The organism is Sphingomonas liriopis, assembly GCF_024211255.1.
Classification (GTDB): domain Bacteria; phylum Pseudomonadota; class Alphaproteobacteria; order Sphingomonadales; family Sphingomonadaceae; genus Sphingomonas; species Sphingomonas liriopis.
Genome location: NZ_JAMLDY010000024.1, coordinates 31,491 through 50,312, shown reverse-complemented (window position 1 = coordinate 50,312; position 18,822 = coordinate 31,491). Strand labels below are relative to the sequence as shown.

The 18,822-nt window shown below is 66.6% G+C and carries 19 protein-coding genes; 10 read left to right on the top strand and 9 right to left on the bottom strand.

The features are described from left to right. Window positions 1–137: 137 nt before the first annotated feature. The 3 genes from M9979_RS15935 to M9979_RS15925 all read right to left on the bottom strand — a co-directional run bounded on the left by M9979_RS15935 (window position 138) and on the right by M9979_RS15925 (window position 3,206). Window positions 138–1,958: a M2 family metallopeptidase gene (locus M9979_RS15935; RefSeq protein ID WP_254290344.1), complete on the bottom strand. Its 1,821-nt coding sequence runs from the start codon at window positions 1,956–1,958 to the stop codon at window positions 138–140. A 62-nt stretch (window positions 1,959–2,020) separates the two neighbouring features. Beyond that, window positions 2,021–2,782 carry an alpha/beta fold hydrolase gene (locus tag M9979_RS15930; protein ID WP_254290343.1) on the bottom strand — a complete coding sequence of 254 codons (762 nt, stop codon included), beginning with the start codon at window positions 2,780–2,782 and terminating at the stop codon, window positions 2,021–2,023. Then, on the bottom strand, window positions 2,763–3,206 hold the full coding sequence (locus tag M9979_RS15925; protein WP_254290342.1) for a GFA family protein: 444 nt from the start codon (window positions 3,204–3,206) through the stop codon (window positions 2,763–2,765). The genes M9979_RS15930 and M9979_RS15925 overlap by 20 nt, the downstream gene beginning before the upstream one ends. Window positions 3,207–3,330: 124 nt before the next feature. On the opposite strand from M9979_RS15925, the gene M9979_RS15920 reads away from it, so the two are divergent. Both M9979_RS15920 and M9979_RS15915 read left to right on the top strand, forming a co-directional pair. Next, window positions 3,331–3,591: a hypothetical protein gene (locus tag M9979_RS15920; RefSeq protein ID WP_254290341.1), complete on the top strand. Its 261-nt coding sequence runs from the start codon at window positions 3,331–3,333 to the stop codon at window positions 3,589–3,591. A gap of 102 nt (window positions 3,592–3,693) precedes the next feature. Beyond that, window positions 3,694–4,317 carry a YitT family protein gene (locus M9979_RS15915; RefSeq protein ID WP_254290340.1) on the top strand — a complete coding sequence of 208 codons (624 nt, stop codon included), beginning with the start codon at window positions 3,694–3,696 and terminating at the stop codon, window positions 4,315–4,317. Here M9979_RS15915 and M9979_RS15910 read toward each other — a convergent pair. The 4 genes from M9979_RS15910 to M9979_RS15895 form a co-directional block, all read right to left on the bottom strand. Continuing rightward, on the bottom strand, window positions 4,314–4,733 hold the full coding sequence (locus tag M9979_RS15910; protein WP_254290339.1) for a type II toxin-antitoxin system VapC family toxin: 420 nt from the start codon (window positions 4,731–4,733) through the stop codon (window positions 4,314–4,316). The two genes, M9979_RS15915 and M9979_RS15910, sit on opposite strands and share 4 nt — an antisense overlap. Then, entirely contained in the window at window positions 4,717–4,998 is a 282-nt protein-coding gene (locus tag M9979_RS15905) for a hypothetical protein (RefSeq protein ID WP_254290338.1), read from the bottom strand. Before M9979_RS15905 ends, M9979_RS15910 begins: the two co-directional genes overlap by 17 nt. 43 nt (window positions 4,999–5,041) lie before the next feature. Next, entirely contained in the window at window positions 5,042–6,070 is a 1,029-nt protein-coding gene (locus M9979_RS15900; RefSeq protein WP_254290337.1) for an aspartate-semialdehyde dehydrogenase, read from the bottom strand. Between the two features lie 117 nt (window positions 6,071–6,187). Continuing rightward, on the bottom strand, window positions 6,188–8,395 hold the full coding sequence (locus M9979_RS15895) for a S9 family peptidase (protein WP_254290347.1): 2,208 nt from the start codon (window positions 8,393–8,395) through the stop codon (window positions 6,188–6,190). Between the two features lie 225 nt (window positions 8,396–8,620). Here M9979_RS15895 and M9979_RS15890 point away from each other — a divergent pair, with 225 nt between their 5' ends. Then, window positions 8,621–9,280 (top strand): DUF6975 family protein, encoded by a 660-nt coding sequence (locus M9979_RS15890; RefSeq protein ID WP_254290336.1) that lies wholly within the window; start codon window positions 8,621–8,623, stop codon window positions 9,278–9,280. Window positions 9,281–9,344: 64 nt separating this feature from the next. Continuing rightward, window positions 9,345–10,193, top strand: coding sequence for an AAA family ATPase (locus M9979_RS15885; protein WP_254290335.1), 849 nt, complete (start codon window positions 9,345–9,347; stop codon window positions 10,191–10,193). Window positions 10,194–10,386: 193 nt separating this feature from the next. On the opposite strand, the gene dapA is transcribed toward M9979_RS15885, so the two are convergent. Beyond that, window positions 10,387–11,271 (bottom strand): 4-hydroxy-tetrahydrodipicolinate synthase, encoded by an 885-nt coding sequence (gene dapA, locus M9979_RS15880; RefSeq protein ID WP_254290334.1) that lies wholly within the window; start codon window positions 11,269–11,271, stop codon window positions 10,387–10,389. 79 nt (window positions 11,272–11,350) lie between these two features. On the opposite strand from dapA, the gene M9979_RS15875 reads away from it, so the two are divergent. From M9979_RS15875 to M9979_RS15865, 3 genes are read left to right on the top strand one after another with little or no spacing between them, the layout of a single operon-like run. Next, complete coding sequence (locus M9979_RS15875) at window positions 11,351–13,384, top strand: lytic transglycosylase domain-containing protein (protein WP_254290333.1); 2,034 nt, start codon at window positions 11,351–11,353, stop codon at window positions 13,382–13,384. Between the two features lie 5 nt (window positions 13,385–13,389). Continuing rightward, complete coding sequence (gene greB, locus M9979_RS15870) at window positions 13,390–13,890, top strand: transcription elongation factor GreB (protein WP_254290332.1); 501 nt, start codon at window positions 13,390–13,392, stop codon at window positions 13,888–13,890. Window positions 13,891–13,932: 42 nt separating this feature from the next. Next, window positions 13,933–14,772: an NYN domain-containing protein gene (locus M9979_RS15865; protein WP_254290331.1), complete on the top strand. Its 840-nt coding sequence runs from the start codon at window positions 13,933–13,935 to the stop codon at window positions 14,770–14,772. A 166-nt stretch (window positions 14,773–14,938) separates the two neighbouring features. Here M9979_RS15865 and ettA read toward each other — a convergent pair whose 3' ends face one another. After that, on the bottom strand, window positions 14,939–16,618 hold the full coding sequence (gene ettA, locus M9979_RS15860; RefSeq protein WP_254290330.1) for an energy-dependent translational throttle protein EttA: 1,680 nt from the start codon (window positions 16,616–16,618) through the stop codon (window positions 14,939–14,941). Window positions 16,619–16,728: 110 nt separating this feature from the next. Between ettA and M9979_RS15855 the strand changes: the two genes are divergently transcribed. From M9979_RS15855 to M9979_RS15845, 3 genes are read left to right on the top strand one after another with little or no spacing between them, the layout of a single operon-like run. After that, complete coding sequence (locus tag M9979_RS15855) at window positions 16,729–16,971, top strand: hypothetical protein (RefSeq protein ID WP_254290329.1); 243 nt, start codon at window positions 16,729–16,731, stop codon at window positions 16,969–16,971. Further along, the gene (locus M9979_RS15850) at window positions 16,968–17,408 is read left to right on the top strand and encodes a type II toxin-antitoxin system VapC family toxin (RefSeq protein ID WP_254290328.1); all 441 of its coding nucleotides are present in this window, start codon (window positions 16,968–16,970) and stop codon (window positions 17,406–17,408) included. The genes M9979_RS15855 and M9979_RS15850 overlap by 4 nt, the downstream gene beginning before the upstream one ends. Beyond that, the gene (locus M9979_RS15845; RefSeq protein WP_254290327.1) at window positions 17,405–18,802 is read left to right on the top strand and encodes a M28 family peptidase; all 1,398 of its coding nucleotides are present in this window, start codon (window positions 17,405–17,407) and stop codon (window positions 18,800–18,802) included. Before M9979_RS15850 ends, M9979_RS15845 begins: the two co-directional genes overlap by 4 nt. Window positions 18,803–18,822 lie beyond the last annotated feature (20 nt).

Genomic DNA, 18,822 nt, shown 5'->3' with positions numbered 1-18,822 from the left:
GGAACCGGACGAACCCGATCCGACAGCCGGCCGCCGGGGTGGGGGTGGCCACCCCCACCCCGGCTCCGCATCCTACGCGGCAAACCAACTCTACGTCATTCCACTAAGACGAGGGCGAACGGGGGAGGGTTAACCCCTCACCACCCCGTCGGCTTGCCCTTGTTCTGCCGGTCGAGCCACGCCTTCAACGGCGCGAAATAATCGACCAGCGCCTTGCCCGACATCTGGCGGCTGCCGGTCATCACCTGCAGCGCATCCGGCCACGGCTTCGACTGCCCCATCGTCAGCATCGCATTCAGCTTCTCGCCGACCGCCTTGTTGTCGTAGAACGAACAGCGGTGCAGCGGCCCCTTCCACCCGGCCTGATCGCACGCCGCCTTGTAGAACTGGAACTGCAGCACCCGCGCGAGGAAGTAGCGCGTGTACGGCACCGTCGCCGGGATGTGATATTTGGCGCCCGCGTCGAACTTGGTCTCGTCGCGCGCGACGGGCGGCTTGATCCCCTGATATTGCAGGCGTAGCGCGTCCCAACCCTTCTGATAATCGCCCGACCCGATCTTGCCCGAGAACACGCCCCAGCGCCATTTGTCGACCAGCAGCCCGAACGGCAGGAACGCGACCTTGTCCATCGCCTGGCGCAATAGCAGGCCGATATCCTTGTCGGCGCTCGGCACCTGCGCGGCAGGTAGCAGGCCGATCTTCACCAGATAGTCGGGCGTGATCGACAGCGCGATCGTATCGCCGATCGCTTCGTGGAAGCCATCGTTGGCGCCGTTCTTGTAGAGATACGGCTGGTTCTTGTACGCGCGCTGATAGTAATTGTGGCCGAGTTCGTGGTGGATGGTGACGAAATCGTCGCCGTTCACCTTGGTGCACATCTTGATGCGGATGTCGTCCAGATTGTCGATATCCCATGCCGATGCGTGGCAGATCACCTCGCGGTCGGCGGGCTTGACGATTTGCGAACGCTGCCAGAACGTCTCGGGCAACGGCGCGAAGCCGAGCGACGAATAGAAGGCTTCGCCCTGCTTCACCATCTTGACCGGATCGTAGCCCTTGGCCGTGAGCAATTCGCCGGTGTCGTAACCGACGTCGCCCGCGCCCTTCGGCGCGACCACGTCGTAGATATTGCCCCATTCCTGCGCCCACATATTGCCGAGCAGATCGCTGCGGATTGGCCCGGTCTTGGGCTGCACGGCATCGCCGTATTTCTCGTTCAGTTTCCAGCGGACATAGGTGTGCAGCGACAGATAGAGCGGCTCGACCTCCTTCCAGATCTGGTCGGTCAGCGCCTCGAACTGCTGCGGCGTCATGTCGTAGCCCGATCGCCACATCGCGCCGACGTCGGTAAAGCCCAGTTCCTTCGCGCCGGCGTTCGAGATCGCGGTCATCCGCGTATAGTCCTTGCGCATCGGCGCGCCGACATTGTCGTTCCAGCTGACCCACATCTCCTGCAGCTTCGCGGGATCACGCGTAGTGCCCATCGCCGCCTCGATATCCGATCCGTTGATCGGCTTGCCATCCAGCGTGCCCTTGCCCTTGCCGTAGGAGGACGACATGCGCGTGGTCAGCGTAGCGAGCTCGGTCGCTGCGCCCGGCGTGGTCGGCGCAGGCAGACCGACGCCGTTCTTGAGCAGGTCGAGCTTGCGGCGCACGTCACCGCTCACCCCGGCGACGCCGTTGAAGCGCGCCGCGCCCTTCGCCCATTGCACCGCCTTCTCGGTCAGCTCCGCACCCGACTTGGCGGCGAGCGCGTCGGTGTCGTCGGTGATGTAGGTAGCGTTGACCCATGCCGTCTGCTGCGCCGGCACCGACAGATCGGCGGCCTCCTTCTCGACCGCGGCGACATAGGCCGCGGCTTCGGCGGCGGTGGGCTTCGCGGCGGCCGGCGCGGTCTGCGCCGCAACGGGCATGGCGAACAGCGCCGCGGCGAGCGCAGCGGTGGAGACGAGACGCATGGACTGAAAACCCCTGACGATCATGATGTTGCCGTCAGGATGGGCGCGTCACCCCGCCCCGGTCAAGCGCTCAGGAAATCCGCGATCGCCTGCCCCAGTTCAGGCTTCGTCACCGCGCTCATATGATTGCCGGGGATCTCGCGATAGATCGCATGACCCAGCGCATCGGCGAGTTCGGCGCCCGATCCGTTGTCGTCGTCCTCGCCCCCCGTGATGACCACCGCCGGCACGTCGATCGCCTCGATCACGTCGAGCGGCGTATCGACGAAGGTTTCGAGGATGTTGAGCAACGCCACCGGATCGCCGCCGGTGGTCTTCAGGAACGCCTCGGTCATCCATTCCGACGACCCGCGCGGGAAGCTGCCGAGGTTGGTCAGCACATGGCGGAAATAGCCGCCCCGCCCCGCGGTGCTGACGATCCCGGCCAGTCCCATCCCCGACAGCACCGTCCGTCGCGGCGCCGCACCATTGGCGAGCATCCGCATCGTCGTGCGCCCGCCCAATGAATAGCCGCCGAGGTCGTAGTCGGTCAGCCCGAGGTGTTCGACCAGAGCCAGCCCATCGCGCATCAGCGCGTCGGGCGGATAGGCGGCGATGTCGTGCGGCTTGTCGCTCGATCCATGACCGCGCAGGTCGGGCATGATGACGCGAAAGCCGCGCTCCGCGAGCTTCGCGGCATGACCGTATTTGATCCAGTTGACCTCGGCTGTCGAGAAATAGCCGTGGATCAGGACTACCGGCCGGCCCTCCCCCATCTCCCGCCACGCTAGGCACGTGCCGTCAAAGCTCTCGAAAAACTGCGGTTCAATCGGGGAGGTGGCCAAGGGTCTCGATCCATCTGTTGGCGATGCGTTCGTTCTGATCCGTCCGTTGGGTCGGAAGATCGCGCGTGTCCAGCCATTGCGGGTGCCAGCTTTCGACGCCCGAATGCGCGACCGGCCGGAACGGCGTGGCATCGTCGAAGCTGCCGATCGTCAGGTCCATCTTGTCGTGACCGTCGGATTCATAGGTCAGCGGCGTGCCGCACGCCGAACAGAACCCCCGCTGCGCGAACGGCGACGAGCGGTAGCGGTCGGGCTCGCAGCCCGTCCACGTCGCCGCCGCGGTATCGACCAGCGTGAAGGCGATCGACACGCCCCCGGTCGCGCGCTGGCACATGCGGCAGTGGCACAGATAGGCGTCGTCATCCGCCAGCCGCACCATGTAGCGCACCCGCCCGCACTGGCAGCCGCCCGTCGCCTCGCGCATCGCATCCTCCGTTAGTCCATCGTCCGCACGATGACGCAGGATCGGCCATCCCCGCTACCCGGAACGGCCTTTCCAACCCGACGAAAAAGGCATACTCTCCTTTCAAAATACAAGGAGAGCGACGATGGACAACGGTCTGCAATCCCAAGCCGGCGACGAAAGCCTGGTCATCCTCCAGAGCCTGTTGTGCCTGCTGCGCGAGAAGAACGTGCTCAGCCGCGCCGACATCGAGGAGCTGACCGACCGCGTCGCGATGCGCGCTGCGCAGGCGGAACGCGATCCCCTGCCCTGCTGCGCCGAGGCGACGCGCGGCGCGGCGCGCGAGATGGCGCGGATCGGTCAGTATGTCGGCCAGCATTACGGCGGCAAGCACCGGCGGCTATGACCCGCGGCTTTCGTTCGCGGACGACTGCTGTATAGCCGCGATTGGCTCGCAAGAAGGCCGTCGATCCGGGAGAGGCGCCTGACCCCTTGTCCATGAGGTCCGATGCAGCCCCGCGATCCGTCCCCTCCCCCCGGCCGCCGTCATAGCATCGCCGAGGATGCCTATGCTTTGGCGATCGGCTGCATCCTGATCGTGCTGGGCCTCGCCTTCCTGAAGGCGGCGGGGCTGGTCACCGGCGGCGTCGCCGGTCTGGCGCTGCTCCTGTCCTATCGCGTGCCGCTGCCCGTCGGGGTGCTGTTCACGCTCCTCAACATTCCCTTCTTCGCCTTCGCGCACAAGGTGATGGGCGCGCGGTTCGCGGCGAAGTCGCTGCTGGTCAACATCGGCATCGCGCTCTTCTCGTCGCTGACGCGGGCGTCGATTCATATCGAGCACGTCCATCCCGCCTTCGCCGCGCTGGTCGGCGGCACCGTCATCGGCATGGGCATCCTCGCGCTCGCCCGCCATCACGCCGGCGTCGGCGGCACGGGCGTCATCACTCTATGGCTGCAACGCACCCGCGGCTGGAACGCGGGCCGCAGCCAGATCGCGATCGACATCGTCATTTTGGCCGCAGCGATCCCCGTCGTCAGCACCCGCCAACTCGCCTGGTCCGCGCTCAGCGCCGCCGCGATGAGCCTGATCCTGATCGCCTGGCACCGCCCGGGGCGGTATATCGGGCATTAGGCGCCATCCGTTTCGAACGGCAGAAGATCGACCGGATAGCGTTCGCAGGCTTTCGCATGGAATTTACGATCGGCCGTCATTAACCGGCAGCCGAGCTTTTCGGCGAGCGCGACGTACACGCAATCATAGACAGGATGACGAAGCTGGAAGGCGATCGTCAGCGCCGCCTTGATGAGCGTCCCGGTCGGATACAGGCGGTTGAAGTAGCGCGGCAGGTCTTCGAGATTCGCCTCTGCATGGACCATCAGCAACCGGCTGGTGCGCACCATCGCCCAATAGGCGTTGGCCGCTTCGGTCAGGATCAGGTCGGGCGCGACCAGCGCAGGTTCGGAACGGATCAGTTCCAATGCCGCCGCCGAACCAAGCTCCTCGACCGAAAACTTGATGGCAACGCTGGCATCAACGACGATGGTCATCGATCCAGCCGTCGTCCGTGTCCCGCCCGCCGTTCGTGTCGCGATACCAGCGGATGATGAGCGTGCTGTCGTCGGACAGGCAGTCGGTCGGTGCCATCGCCCGTTGCCGGGCCGACAACGCCACCTTGTCGGCGATGCTCAACGGCTGCGCCTCGCGACGAAGCGCATCGACCTCTTCTTCGATCGAATGACCGAACGCCGACGCTCGTTCGTACAATGCGTCGGCGGCGATCGCGTCGATCCGGGTGTTGAAACCGTCGTGCATCGCTCTCCTATATCATGGAAGCCGATGCCAATGGAATAGCCGCTCAACCCGCCTTCTGAAGGTGCCGGCGGCCGAGCAGTTCGGCGATCTGTACCGCGTTCAGCGCGGCGCCCTTGCGCAGATTGTCGCTGACGCACCATAGGTTGAGGCCGTTCTCCACCGTGGGGTCCTCGCGCACGCGGCTGATGTAGGTGGCGTCGTCGCCCGCAGCCTCGATCGGCGTGATATAGCCGCCGTCCTCATGCTTATCGATCAGCATGATGCCCGGCGCCTCGCGAAGGATGCGCTTGGCGTCCTCGGCGGAGATCTCGTTTTCGAACTCGATATTGATCGCCTCGGAATGGCCGACGAAGACGGGGACGCGGACGCAGGTCGCGGTCACCTTGATCTTGGGATCGAGGATCTTCTTGGTCTCGACCACCATCTTCCACTCTTCCTTGGTCGATCCGTCGTCGAGGAAGCTGTCGATGTGCGGGATCACGTTGAACGCGATCTGCTTGGTGAACTTCTTGGCTTCAGCGGGATCGCCGACGAAGATGTTGCGGCTCTGTTCGAACAATTCGTCCATGCCGACCTTGCCCGCGCCCGACACCGACTGGTAGGTCGCGACGACCACGCGCGTGATCTTGGCGGCGTTGTGCAGCGGCTTCAGCGCCACGACCATCTGCGCGGTCGAGCAATTGGGGTTGGCGATGATGTTCTTGGCCTTGTAGCCGTCGATCGCCGCAGCGTTCACCTCGGGCACGATCAGCGGCACGTCGGGGTCCATGCGATAGAGCGACGAATTGTCGATCACCGTGCAGCCCGCGGCGGCGAACTTGGGCGCATAGACCTTGGTCGCCTCGCTGCCGATCGCGAACAGCGCCATGTCCCACCCCGAGGGGTCGAAATGCTCGATGTTCTGCACCTTGAGCATCTTGCCGGTGTCGCCGTATTCGATCTGCTCGCCCTGGCTGCGGCTCGACGCCAGCACGGCGATCTCGTCGGCGGGGAATTCGCGCTCGGCGAGGATGTTGACCATCTCGCGCCCGACATTGCCCGTCGCGCCCGCGACCACCACCCGATAACCCATGAAACCCTCCACTCGTAGGGTGGCGCCCCTAGTTGCGTTGCGTCAGCGCGTCCAACAGCTTCTCGTTTGTTGCGGCAAAGCCGGGCTTGCGGCGGGACCGGAGCCCCGCCGCGCGCGTCACTTCGCCGGCTTGTTCTTCACGGCGCGATCCAAGAACTCCAGGATCGTGCCCCACAAATGCTGGCTCACCACCGGCCCCGCCACGCGGTGGGTGTAGCCGGGGTAGAACATCATCTCGAACGGCGTCGCGGTCGCCTGCATGCGCGCGGCGACCTTGGTCGAATTGTCGAGGAAGACGTTGTCGTCGGCCATGCCGTGGATCAGCAGCAGCGGATCGCGGATCTTGTCGGCATCCTCGATCGCCGCCGATGTAGCGTAGCTCTTCGGGTCCTTCGCCGGATCGCCGAGATAGCGCTCGGTGTAATGCGTGTCGTACAACTGCCAGTCGGTCACCGGCGCGCCGGATACCGCGGCGGCGTAAACGCCGGGAGTCTTCTCGAGCATCTTGAGCGACATATAGCCGCCGTACGACCAGCCATAGGTGGCGATCTTGCCGCCATCGACGAACGGCAGCGATTGCAGATACCTGGCGCCGGCCAGCTGGTCCTCGACCTCGACCGTGCCCATCGCGTGATAGATCTGGTCCTCGAACGCCTTGCCGCGGTTGTACGATCCGCGGTTGTCGATCTTGAAATAGATCCAGCCCTGATCGACGAGGAACTGCGGCAGCGCGCCCTGCCAGCCGCGCGTCACCTGCTGGCCGGTGCCGGGGCCGCCGTAATGTTCGAAGAACACGGGATATTTCTTACCCGCGACCAGCGGCGGGGTAATCATCTCCCAATACAGCGTCGTGCCGTCGGCGGCCTTGATCGTGCCGAACTCGGTCGGCTGGTGGCTGGCGAGGAACGGCTGGTAGGGATGGCCCGCCACAATCGCATTCTCGTTGATCCAGGCGATCCTTTTGCCCGCGCTATCGGCCATATAGACCTGCGTCGGTTGGGTCGGGTTGGAGCGCGAGACGATGAAGCGGCTCGCCGATTTGTCCATCGTCGCGCCGTTGGTCCAGCCGAGCTCGGTCAGCCGCGTCAGCACGTTGGGCCGCGCGATATCGACGCTGTACAGATGCTGTTCGAGCACGTCGTCCTTCAGGCCGGTGAGATACAACCGGCCCTTGGACTCATCGACGCCGACCAGTCCGGTGACCACCCACGGCCCCTTGGTCAGCTGCGTCCATTTGCCGCCCGGCGTCCAGCGGTAGAGATGGCCGTAGCCGTCGCGCTCGGACCGCCAGATCAGGCTGCCGTCCTTCATCGGCTTGTAGTCGTCGCTGAGGTTGAGCCAGCTCTTCGCGCCCGCCTTTTCGGTGAACAGCACGCTCGCCTTGCCGGTCTCCGGATCGACGCGGAGCATGTCGAGCGTCTTCTGGTCGCGGCTCTGGCGCTGGACGAGCAGCGTCTTGCCATCCGGCGTCCAGTCGACGCGGGCAAGATAGATGTCGGGATTGGTGCCGAGGTCGACCTTCACCTGCCCCGACCCGTCGGGGCGCATCACGTACAGCTCGACCAGAACGTTGGGCGTCCCCGCGGCGGGATAGCGCTGTTCGTAGGTCTTGGTCCCCGCCGCGCCGATCGACGCGCGGGTGAAGACGTGGACGGGCGCCTCGTCGAACTTCTCGACCGCGATGTAGCGCTCGTCGGGCGACCACCAGTATCCGGTGCGGCGGTCCATTTCCTCCTGCGCGACGAACTCAGCCTCGCCGAAATGGATCGTGCCGCCGCCGCCCTGCGTGACGGCGCGGGCATCACCGCCGGTCAGCGGCTGCGCGAACAAATTCTGGTCGCGCACGAAGCTGACATAGCCGCCCTTCGGCGACACCACCGGGTTGAGCTCGCCGCCCGGCGTCTGCGTCAGCCGCCGCACCCTGCCGTCGAGTGTCGCGAGATACAGGTCACCGTCGAGCGGCACCAGGATCGAGCGGCCGTCGGGGGCGAAATCGTAGGCGACGATGCCCTTCGCGCCCCCGATGCGCGCGCGCTCGCGCTGCATCTTCTCCGCCTCGGTCAGTTCGGCGCCGCTGCCGACCTTCTTGCTGTCGACCAGCATCCGCTCGGCGCCGGTACGCGTGTCGCGTGCCCACAGATCGGTACGCTCCTTCTCGTCGGCGCGCGGCCGCAGGAAGGTGAGCAGGCTGCCGTCCGGCGACAGCCGCAGCCCGCGCGGCTGCGATCCCGAAAGATCGGGACTGCCGAACACCCGCGCCAGCGTCAGGTCGCCGGCCTTCGCCGCCACGACGCCCTGCGCGCCCGCCTCAACGCTCATCGCCATGCTTCCCGCCGATGCCAGCGCCAAGGCCACGATCCATCCCCGCATCCACCTTCTCCAAAATCACGTGTCGCCGTTCTTAGGCCACGGCCCGGCGGCGTAAAGGTCCATTGCGACAGGGTTACCGCCCCATCAACCGTGTCTTTACGTGGTTCGTATATGTCGAGAGCGGACAAGGGCGCGTGTCGCACCGGATAGGCGGGCGGCATCGGTACTTTTCGGGGTGGTATGTTGGACACGGCACAGACGGGCTGGCACGCGAACGCATGGGATCTGGTCGCCCAGCTCGACGATACCGACGGCAGCGCGACGCATCGCCACCTCGCCCGGCTGCTGTCGCCGGCGGCGTCGCAGCGCGACCTGTCGGATGCGATCCACGCCTTGTGCGCGGTGCATGGCGTCCATCCGGGCATCGCCGCCGAAGCGCGTGTGCATTGCGTCCAGCCCGATGCGTGCGACTGGCTCGACGCGATCGCCGAGGCCTTCGCCGGCGAGCGCGCCTATATCGCCCGCCTCGCCGCCGCGGTCGGCCCGCTGCCCTCGACCCCGGGACAGGCGGAGACGGAGAGCGCGCTGACCACCAGCCGCCACGCGCTCGAGATGCTCGGCAAGTCCGAACGGCGCGGCTGCGCGACCGGCGCGATCGCCGCGCTGGTGCGCGACTGGGGCACGATCCGCCGGCTGCTCGACCGCGCGGCGGCGCGGTTCGGGATCGAAGCCACCCCCTCCACCTTCCCGCCGGCCGCCGAGACCGCGGCGAGCGTCGCGATGCTGGGCGCCAGCGCCGCGACCGAACGTGCCGTCAGCTTCGGCGCGCAGCAACTGCTCGCGCAGCACCGCGCGATCTGGGACCTGCTCGAAGCGCGGGCCAGCGCCCGCGACGGCTGACGCTTGCGTCAGACGCGGCGATCCGCCATCGACATACCCGATATTCCAACGATCGGGACCGGCGATGAAACGTTTCGAGGGCACGCAAAGCTATGTCGCGACCGACGACCTGAAGGTCGCGGTCAACGCCGCGGTGACGCTGCGCCGGCCCTTGCTGGTCAAGGGCGAACCCGGCACCGGCAAGACCGTGCTCGCCTATGAGATCGCCAAGGCGACGGGCTCCGAGCTGATCGAATGGAACGTCAAGTCGACGACCAAGGCGCAACAGGGCCTGTACGAATATGACGCGGTCGCCCGGCTGCGCGACGGGCAGCTGGGCGACGAGCGCGTCCACGACATCGCCAATTATATCCGTCGCGGCAAATTGTGGGAGGCGTTCACCCGGCCGACGCCCCCCGTCCTGCTGATCGACGAGATCGACAAGGCGGATATCGAGTTTCCCAACGATCTGTTGCAGGAACTCGATCGCATGGAATTCCACGTCTACGAGACGAAGGAGACGGTGCGCGCGGTCGAACGGCCGATCGTGGTCATCACCAGCAACAACGAAAAGGAGTTGCCCGACGCCTTCCTCCGCCGCTGTTTCTTCCACTACATCAAGTTTCCCGATCGTGACACGATGCAGGCGATCATCGACGTCCACTTCCCCGGAATCCAGAAGATCCTGGTCAGCAAGGCGATGGACATCTTCTACGACGTCCGCGAGGTGCCGGGGCTCAAGAAGAAGCCCTCCACCAGCGAATTGCTCGACTGGCTGAAGCTGCTGCTGCACGAGGACATGCCGCTCGACGTCCTGCAGAACCGCGATCCGACCAAGGCGATCCCGCCGCTGCATGGCGCGCTGCTCAAGAACGAACAGGATATCATGCTGTTCGAACGGCTGGCGTTCATGGCGAAGCGACAGGGGCGGTGAGGTTTCGGGTCGGGGATGGAGCTGGCCGTCTTGCGCGTGTCATTGCGCGAAGAGACTCAACTGCCCTTCGACGGGCTCAGGGCGAACGGTGGGAGTGGCGCAACGTGTTTCCACAACCGACCAACCCTAACTAGCCGTTCGTGCTGAGCCTGTCGAAGCACAGCTGAGACTCGGGCCAGCCCGGGATCGGGGATCACACCAGCCCTGCGTGATCCAGCGCCGCATCCACCGCGGCACGCGACGCCTCCGACGGCCAGGTCATCGGCAGGCGCAACCCTTTCGGGAAACCCGGCCGCACGCGCGTCATCGCATATTTGACCGGGCCGGGCGAGGCATCGGTGAACAGCGCGTCGTGGAGCGGATAGAGGCGGTCCTGCAACGCCAGCGCGGCGGCGTAATTGCCCGCCTGGCACGCCGCCTGGAATTCCGCACACAGCCGCGGCGCGACGTTGGCCGAGACGCTGATGCAGCCCCTGCCCCCCATCGCGTTGAAGGCGAGCGCCATGTCGTCGTTGCCCGACAGCTGGACGAAATCCGCGCCACAGCCGGCACGATGCGCCGAGACGCGGGCGATCGCGCCGCTGGCATCCTTCACCGCGACGAAGATCTCCGGAAACGCCGTGACGATCCGCGCCATCGTCGCAGGCAGGATATCGGTGACCGTGCGGCCGGGGACGTTGTAGAGGACGATCGGCAGCTCGGCCGTCTCGGCGAGCTTCGCGAAATGCTGGTAGATGCCCTCCTGGCTCGGCCGGTTGTAATAGGGCGGGACCATCAGCGCGGCATCGGCACCGGCCTGCTTCGCGCGCGTGATGTTCGCGGCAGCGACGGCGGTGTCGTTCGATCCCGCGCCGGCGATCACCGGCACGCGACCCGCCGCCTGATCGACGCAGACGCCGACGATCGCGAAATGTTCGTCCGCGGTCAGCGTCGCCGCTTCCCCCGTCGTACCGCAGGGGACCAGCGCCGACGATCCTTCGGCGATCTGCCAGTCGATCAGCGCGCGATAGCTCGCTTCGTCGAACCGGCCGTCGTCGGTGAAGGGCGTGACGAGGGCGGGAATGGAACCTGAAAACATGGGATAATCTGCGCTCCTGCTGCGCCCGATGCAGCGTTTCGTTCAGGACAGATACGGGCGGACGCCGTATGATGTCCACATGCACCCAGCCACGCTACCGATCGGACTGCTCGTCGCCACCCTCGCCGGGGTGAGCGCCGCTCCCCTCGCGCAACAGATCCAGGCCCCCAACCCACCCGCCGCCAGCACGCCGGACCAGCTCGACCGCTATCGTACGCAGATGGCGAACATGTCGCCGCAGGCGCCACAATCCCCCGCAGACGGCGCCATCGCCGCCGCGATCGCACAGTGGAAGGCGATCCAGCAGACCGACGCGCTGCCGTTCGACATGTATGCGGGCTTCCTGACGGCGCATCCCGGCTGGCCGGGCGAAGCGGCGAACCGGCGCGCGGCGGAGAAACAGGCGGCGACCGCGGCACCGGCGAGTGCTGCCGCCTTCTTCGCGCGCTTCCCGCCGCAAAGCGGGGCGGGCCTCGTCGCGCAGGCGCGTGCGCTGCAGGCGCTGGGCCGCGGTGCCGAGGCGCAGGCGGCGGCACGCGCGGCGTGGCGCAAGGGCGGGCTGTCCGCCACCGATGAGGCGAGCGTGCTGGCGGGGTTCGCGGGGGCGCTTACCCCCGACGACCATGACGCGCGGATGGATGCGCTGCTGTGGCAGAACGCCACCGGTGTGGCGGCGCGGCAGATCGCCTTGACCAGCCCCGCGCGGCGGCCGGTGTTCGACGCGCGGCTCGCCTTCCGCAGCAACGCCGCGAATGCCGCCGATCTCGCGATGCGCACGCAGGACCTGTACGCGACCGACCCCGGCTATATCGCCGATCGCGCGAGCTGGCTGCGCAATTCCGGCGCATCGCCCAGCGCGCGCAGCTGGCTGGCGCGCCCGCGCAGCCTCGCCGGGCGGCCGGGCAATGTCGAGAAATGGTATGAGGTGCTGCTGACCAATGCGCGGGCTGCGCAGGCGGACGGCCAGTATCAGCTCGCCTACGACATCGCGCGGCAAGTCGACGATGCCTATCCCGCCGGCACCGACGTGTCAGTCAAGCCCTATGGCGAGCGCGACGATTATACGAGCCTCGTCTGGCTCGCCGGGCAGGTCGCGATGAAGCAGCTCGGCCGGCCGGGCGATGCGATGGTGATGTTCGACCGCTACGGCCGCGGCAGCCAGGCGCCGCAGACGCGCGCGAAGGGCTTTTACTGGGCGGGCCGCGCGGCGGAGGCGGCGGGCAAGACGGCCGAGGCGGCGGGCTATTTCGGGCAGGCCGCGGGCTATCGCGACCAGTTCTACGGCCAGCTCGCGCTCGAACGCACCGGCCGCGCGCTGGTCGCGCCGCCGGCGATCGGCACGCCGACGATCGCGCCCGCGGTGCGACAGGCGTTCGCCAATCGCGAGACGGTGCGCGCCGCGCGTTTTCTCGGCATGATCGGTCAGTGGCAGGACCAGACCGCCTTCGTCCGCCAGATCGCGGCGCAGGCGACGACCAGCACCGACCATCTGCTCGCCGCCGAACTCGCCGGGCAGATCGGCCGCCCCGACCTCGGCGTGATGGTCGGGCGCAGCGCGATGCAGAACGGGCTCAGCGACTATTCCGCCACCGGCTTCCCGACGGTGTCGGTGCCGGCCGGATACGAGGACAATTGGACGCTGATCCACGCGATCGCGCGGCAGGAAAGCCAGTTCGACAAGACCGCGGTCAGCCATGCCGGCGCACGCGGGCTGATGCAGCTGATGCCCGCCACCGCGCGCGAACAGTCGGGCAAGATCGGCCTCGCCTACAACCCCGCGTCACTGACGAGCGATCCCAATATCTCGATCATGCTGGGGTCGAGCTATTTCCAGCGCGTCTATGCGAACTATGGCAGCTATCCGCTTGCTATCGCAGCCTATAATGCCGGCGGCGGCAACGTGAACAAATGGCTGCGCGCCAACGGCGATCCGCGCACCGGCACCATCGACATGGTCGATTGGGTCGAGGCGATCCCGTATCAGGAAACGCGCAACTACGTGCAGCGCGTGCTCGAGAACGCCGTCGTCTACGACCTCATCAACCCGGCGCGCGCCAAAAGCCGCGGCCCGGCCAACCTCAGCTGGTATCTCGGCAAGAACCGGCCGGGCTGACGACGATGGAGCAACGGCCGAACTATATCACGCCGGCGGGCTATGCGGTGCTGCGCGCCGAATACGACCGGTTGTTCGCGACCGAGCGCCCCGCGCTGGTCGAGACGATCGCCTGGGCGGCGGGGAACGGCGACCGGTCGGAGAATGGCGACTATATCTACGGCCGCAAGCGGCTGCGCGAGATCGACCGGCGGCTCGGCTGGCTGGCGAAGCGGATGAAGGCGGCGAAGGTCGTCGATCCCTCCCGCACCGAGGACCGGCACCGGATCTGGTTCGGCGCGACGGTGACGATCGCCGACGAGGACGACCACCAGCGCGTGCTGACGCTGGTCGGCGACGACGAGACGGATGCCGGCGCCGGCCGGATCGGCTGGAACGCGCCGATCGCCCGCGCGCTGCGCGGTGCCGCAGCGGGCGACCTGCGCCGCGTCGTGCTGCCGGCGGGCGAGAAGGAATATGAAGTGATCGCCATCACCTACCCGACGGACACCGCGAACCGCGCCTGATAGCCGTTGCATCGGCGGCGGCGGCGGACGACAGTCGCGCGCATGGATATTACCCCCACCCGCAACGTCGCGCTGCTGATCGACGCCGACAACGCCTCCGCCGCGACGCTCGACCCGGTGCTGACCGTCCTCGCCGAGCTCGGCACCGTCAACATCCGCCGCGTCTATGGCAACTGGACCAAGCCGGGGCTGAAGAGCTGGGGCGACATGACCGTCCGGCACGGCATCGAGCCGCAGCAGCAGTTCGACCTGACCAAGGGCAAGAACGCCACCGACATGAAGATGACGATCGACGCGATGGACCTGCTGTTCCGCGGCAAGGTCGAGGCGTTCGGGATCATGTCGTCCGATTCGGACTTCATGCCACTGGCGATGCGCATCCGGCAGGAAGGCATCCCCGTCTACGGCTTCGGCACCAGCCGCGCGCCCGAGGGGTTCCGCCGCGCCTGCACGCGGTTCATCGACGTCAACGCGATTTCCGCGCCGGTCGAGGAGCCCGAGCCTGCCGTCGCGGCGGCACGGACGGCCCCCTCCACGACGGCGGCACCCGCAGCGCCCCCTGCGGCCGCGAAGACAGCACCGACAGTGGCGGTCGACGTGCCGATCGCGGAAAGCCTGCCCCCCTCGATCAGCGCCAGCCGTCCTAAATTGCCGGTGGACGAGGAGCTTCTGAAGCTGCTGATCGATGCCTATGATGCATCGAAGCGCGATGAGAAGGGCTATGTGAACCTGTCGGCGATGGGACAGCTGGCGGCGAACCGCTCCAGCTTCGACGTGCGCAACTACGGCTACAAGCGCCTGTCCGACCTGATCGAATCGGTCGGCAACTTCCGGCTGGAGCGCCGCGAAGGCGGCCAGTCCTACGTCCGCCGCGTTCGTTAGAGTGGTGCTGGCGGGCCACCTCACCCACCGTTCACCCTGATGAGCAGGTCGTCGAGGCCCCCCGGGCCTCGACTGAAACGTCCGGGGGACGTTTTACCTGCTCATTGTCGAAGGGCGATGAGTCTCCCCGCGCTTCGACAGGCTCAAGGCGAACGGCGTTGAACGCCTATCGCGTCAGCTTCTTGTAGGCGAGCCGCGTCGGACGATCCGCGGCGTCGCCCATGCGCCGGCGCTTGTCCTCCTCGTAGCTTTCGTAATTGCCCTCGAACCATTCGACATGGCTGTCGCCCTCGAACGCCAGGATGTGCGTGCAGAGGCGATCGAGGAAGAAGCGATCGTGGCTGATGACCACGGCGCAGCCCGCGAACGTCTCCAGCGCCTCTTCGAGCGCGCGCAGCGTCTCTACGTCGAGATCGTTGGTCGGTTCGTCGAGCAGCAGGACGTTGCCGCCCTCCTTCAGCATCTTGGCCATGTGGACGCGGTTACGTTCGCCGCCCGACAGCTGGCCGACCTTCTTCTGCTGGTCGGGCCCGCGGAAGTTGAACGCGCCGACATAGGCGCGCGTGCCGAGTTCCTGCTTGCCGAAGCGGAAGACCTCGAGCTCGTCGGAGATTTCCTGCCAGACGTTCTTGTTGGGATCGAGGTCGTCGCGGCTCTGGTCGACATAGCCGAGGCGCACCGTCGACCCGACCTCGATCGTGCCGCTGTCGGGCTGCTCCTGTCCGGTGATGAGCTTGAACAGCGTCGACTTGCCCGCGCCGTTCGGCCCGATGACGCCGACGATACCGCCCGGCGGCAGCGTGAAGTCGAGGCCGTCGAACAGCAGCTTGTCGCCGTACGCCTTGGTCAGGCCCTTGGCCTCGATCACCTTGCCGCCGAGCCGTTCTGGCAGCTGGATGAGGATCTGCGCCTTGCCGGCGACGCGATTCTCCTGCTTCGCCATCAGCTCGTCGAACGCGCGGATACGCGCCTTGGACTTGGTCTGGCGTGCCTTGGGGGTCTGGCGCATCCAGGCGAGTTCGTCGGCGATCGCCTTCTGCTTACCCGCTTCCTCGCGCTCCTCCTGCTCAAGGCGCTTCGCCTTTTTCTCAAGATAGCCAGAATAGTTCGACTCATACGTGTAGTAACGACCACGATCGAGCTCGAGCACCCAGTTGACGACGTTGTCGAGGAAGTAACGGTCGTGCGTCACGAGGATGACGTTGCCGGTATATTCCTTCAGGTAATTTTCCAGCCACGACACGCTTTCGGCGTCGAGGTGGTTGGTCGGTTCGTCGAGCAGCAGGATGTCGGGCTTTTCGAGCAGCAGCTTGCACAAAGCGACGCGGCGCTTCTCGCCGCCCGACAGCTTCGACACGTCGGCGTCGCCCGGCGGGCAGCGCAGCGCCTCCATCGCGACCTCGAGCTGGTTGTCGAGCGTCCAGCCGTCGACCGCGTCGATCTTGCCCTGCAGATCGCCCATCTCCTCCATCAGCGCGTCGAAGTCGGTGTCGTCCTTGGGATCGCCCATCTCCGCCGAGATGGCGTTGAAGCGATCGACGAGGTCCGCCACGGGGCGGACGCCGTCCTTGACGTTGCCCATCACGTCCTTGGTCGGATCGAGCTGCGGCTCCTGCGCCAGATAGCCGACGCGCACGCCTTCGGCCGCCCACGCCTCGCCGGTGAAGTCGGGATCCATGCCCGCCATGATCTTCATCAGCGTCGACTTGCCGGCGCCATTGGGGCCGATGATCGCGATCTTCGCCGACGGAATGAACTGCAGGTGGATGTTGTTGAGGACGGGCTTGTTGGCGCCGGGGAAGGTCTTGGTCAGACCCTTCATGACGTAGGTATACTGGACGGCCATCGGGGGCTCGGCTCCTGGGATGGATATGACGGAAATCAGACGCGGGATGTAGCGACGGCAAGTCGTATTGGCAACGCGGCCCCGGCGGCCTAGCTTGTGCCCGGAGATTCATGATGGAACGCTACGAAATCGGCGACGACCATCGCCTTGCCGCATTGATCGATGCCGCCGCGCGCGGCGATGAAGCCGTGATAACACGCGACGGCGAAGTGGTGGCGGAGATACAGGTGACTGTACGCGCGCCTGGAGCTTTCGACAGCGAAGCGCTGCGTTTGCTGCATGCCAATCTGCCGACCGCGATCTGTGGCAACGGTCCAACGATCGCAGAGCTTCGCGCGATGGACGATCATTGAACGTCTACTTCGACGCGAGCGCCTTTACCAACATCGTGCTGCGGGACGATGGATGGGATCGTATCGCGGCTTGGCTCGCCGCCGACGGAAGCGCCTGCCATATCAGCGATTTCGGATGGGGAGAATTCATATCCGCGGTTTCCATCCGGGTCCGCCGCAACGTCGTTACGGACGTTGAGGCTCGCGAAACGATCGCTGCGGCAGGGCGGTTTGCCAAGGACTGGCGGTTCCTGCGCTGCGGCGCGCAGGATGTCGCCGCAGCCATCGACCTGGTCGAGCGCTTCGATCTCGGCTTGCGCATGCCTGACGCATTGCACATCGCGCTCGCACGACGCAGCGGCATCCCGTTGCTGACCACCGACAGTCGACAAAGCCGTGCGTGTCAGGCGATCGACCACCCCACTATCAACCCCTTCGAAGGATCCCGGGCATCATGACTTATCGCAGATTCCTGCTCGCCTCCGCCCTGATTGCTGCGCCAACGCTCGCCCAGCGCGCGGCGCCGCCGGTGCCTGCGCCAGTCGATCCCAAGGTCGCGGCGTTGCGCGATGCGGCGCTGAAGGACGACGTCGCCTATGACATCGTCGAAGGGTTGACGACGGAGGTCGGACAGCGGCTCGCCGCGACCGAGGCGGAGGCGCGGGCGCGGAGCTGGGGGGTAGCGAAGCTGAAGGCGCTGGGCTTCAAGAACGTGCACGTCGAGACGTACCAGATGCCGGTCTGGCTGCGGGGTACGGAAACCGCCGAGGTCGTTGCGCCCTTCCCTCAGCAGCTGAAGCTCGTCGCGCTCGGCAATTCGGGGGCGACGCCGGACGCCGGGCTGACCGCGCCGGTCGCGGTGTTCCGCACCTATGGCGAGCTTGCCAATGCCTTGCCCGAGGCGGTGCGTGGCAAGATCGTCTATATCGGCAATGCGATGAAACCGACGCAGGACGGATCGAGCTACGGCGCCTATGGCCCTGCCCGTTTCGTCGGCCCGGCGCTGGCGGCGCGGCTGGGCGCGGCGGCGGTGGTCATCAAGTCCGTCGGCACCGACCATCACCGCAATCCGCATACCGGCGGCACCAACTGGCCCGCGGGCGTTACGCCGATCCCCGCCGCCGCGCTCTCCGTCCCCGATGGCGAGCTGATCGAGCGGATGGCGGAGCGCGGCAAGCCGATCACGCTGAAGCTGGTGCTGACCCCGCGCTTCGCCGGCACCGGCACGTCGGGCAACGTCATCGCCGAAGTCCCCGGCAGCGACCCCAAAGCGGGGATCGTGCTGATCGGGGGGCATCTCGACAGCTGGGACCTCGGCACCGGCGCAATCGACGATGCGAGCGGCATCGCGATCACCACCGCGGCGGCCAAGCGACTGCTCGACGGCCCCCGCCCCCGTCGCACGATCCGCGTCGTCTGGTTCGGCGCGGAGGAGCCGGGCGGCTACGGTGGCAAGGAATACGCCCGCGTCCATGGCGGTGAGCGCCACGCGACGGCCGGCGAAAGCGATTTCGGCGCCGACCGCGTCTGGCGGTTCGAGGTCAACCTGCCCGACGGCGCGAAGCCCGTTGCCGACCGGTTGCAGAGCGCGCTCGCGCCGCTCGGGATCAGCCGCGGATCGGGCATCGGTGGCGACGGCACCGACGTCGGCCCGACGATGGCGCTGGGCGTGGCGGCGATCGACCTCAACCAGGACGGCACGCGCTATTTCGACACCCATCACACGCCCGACGATACGCTCGACCGGATCGACCCCGAACAGCTGCGCCAGAACGTCGCGGCGTGGACGACGATGCTGGCCGTCGTCGCCAATGCGCCGGAGGATATCGGGCCGGTCAGCCCGCGCCGTTAAGTGTCACAGAAACCTCACAC

Excerpts from the sequence above, each read along its gene's own strand:
- dapA (WP_254290334.1), bottom strand. The coding sequence starts at position 11,271 with ATGTTTTCAGGTTCCATTCCCGCCCTCGTCACGCCCTTCACCGACGAC.
- M9979_RS15910 (WP_254290339.1), bottom strand. The coding sequence starts at position 4,733 with ATGACCATCGTCGTTGATGCCAGCGTTGCCATCAAGTTTTCGGTCGAG.
- greB (WP_254290332.1), top strand. The coding sequence starts at position 13,390 with ATGGAGCAACGGCCGAACTATATCACGCCGGCGGGCTATGCGGTGCTG.
- M9979_RS15895 (WP_254290347.1), bottom strand. The coding sequence starts at position 8,395 with ATGGCGATGAGCGTTGAGGCGGGCGCGCAGGGCGTCGTGGCGGCGAAG.
- M9979_RS15845 (WP_254290327.1), top strand. The coding sequence starts at position 17,405 with ATGACTTATCGCAGATTCCTGCTCGCCTCCGCCCTGATTGCTGCGCCA.
- ettA (WP_254290330.1), bottom strand. The coding sequence starts at position 16,618 with ATGGCCGTCCAGTATACCTACGTCATGAAGGGTCTGACCAAGACCTTC.
- M9979_RS15855 (WP_254290329.1), top strand. The coding sequence starts at position 16,729 with ATGATGGAACGCTACGAAATCGGCGACGACCATCGCCTTGCCGCATTG.
- M9979_RS15915 (WP_254290340.1), top strand. The coding sequence starts at position 3,694 with ATGCAGCCCCGCGATCCGTCCCCTCCCCCCGGCCGCCGTCATAGCATC.
- M9979_RS15875 (WP_254290333.1), top strand. The coding sequence starts at position 11,351 with ATGCACCCAGCCACGCTACCGATCGGACTGCTCGTCGCCACCCTCGCC.
- M9979_RS15925 (WP_254290342.1), bottom strand. The coding sequence starts at position 3,206 with ATGCGCGAGGCGACGGGCGGCTGCCAGTGCGGGCGGGTGCGCTACATG.
- M9979_RS15890 (WP_254290336.1), top strand. The coding sequence starts at position 8,621 with ATGTTGGACACGGCACAGACGGGCTGGCACGCGAACGCATGGGATCTG.
- M9979_RS15920 (WP_254290341.1), top strand. The coding sequence starts at position 3,331 with ATGGACAACGGTCTGCAATCCCAAGCCGGCGACGAAAGCCTGGTCATC.
- M9979_RS15865 (WP_254290331.1), top strand. The coding sequence starts at position 13,933 with ATGGATATTACCCCCACCCGCAACGTCGCGCTGCTGATCGACGCCGAC.
- M9979_RS15905 (WP_254290338.1), bottom strand. The coding sequence starts at position 4,998 with ATGCACGACGGTTTCAACACCCGGATCGACGCGATCGCCGCCGACGCA.
- M9979_RS15935 (WP_254290344.1), bottom strand. The coding sequence starts at position 1,958 with ATGCGTCTCGTCTCCACCGCTGCGCTCGCCGCGGCGCTGTTCGCCATG.
- M9979_RS15885 (WP_254290335.1), top strand. The coding sequence starts at position 9,345 with ATGAAACGTTTCGAGGGCACGCAAAGCTATGTCGCGACCGACGACCTG.
- M9979_RS15900 (WP_254290337.1), bottom strand. The coding sequence starts at position 6,070 with ATGGGTTATCGGGTGGTGGTCGCGGGCGCGACGGGCAATGTCGGGCGC.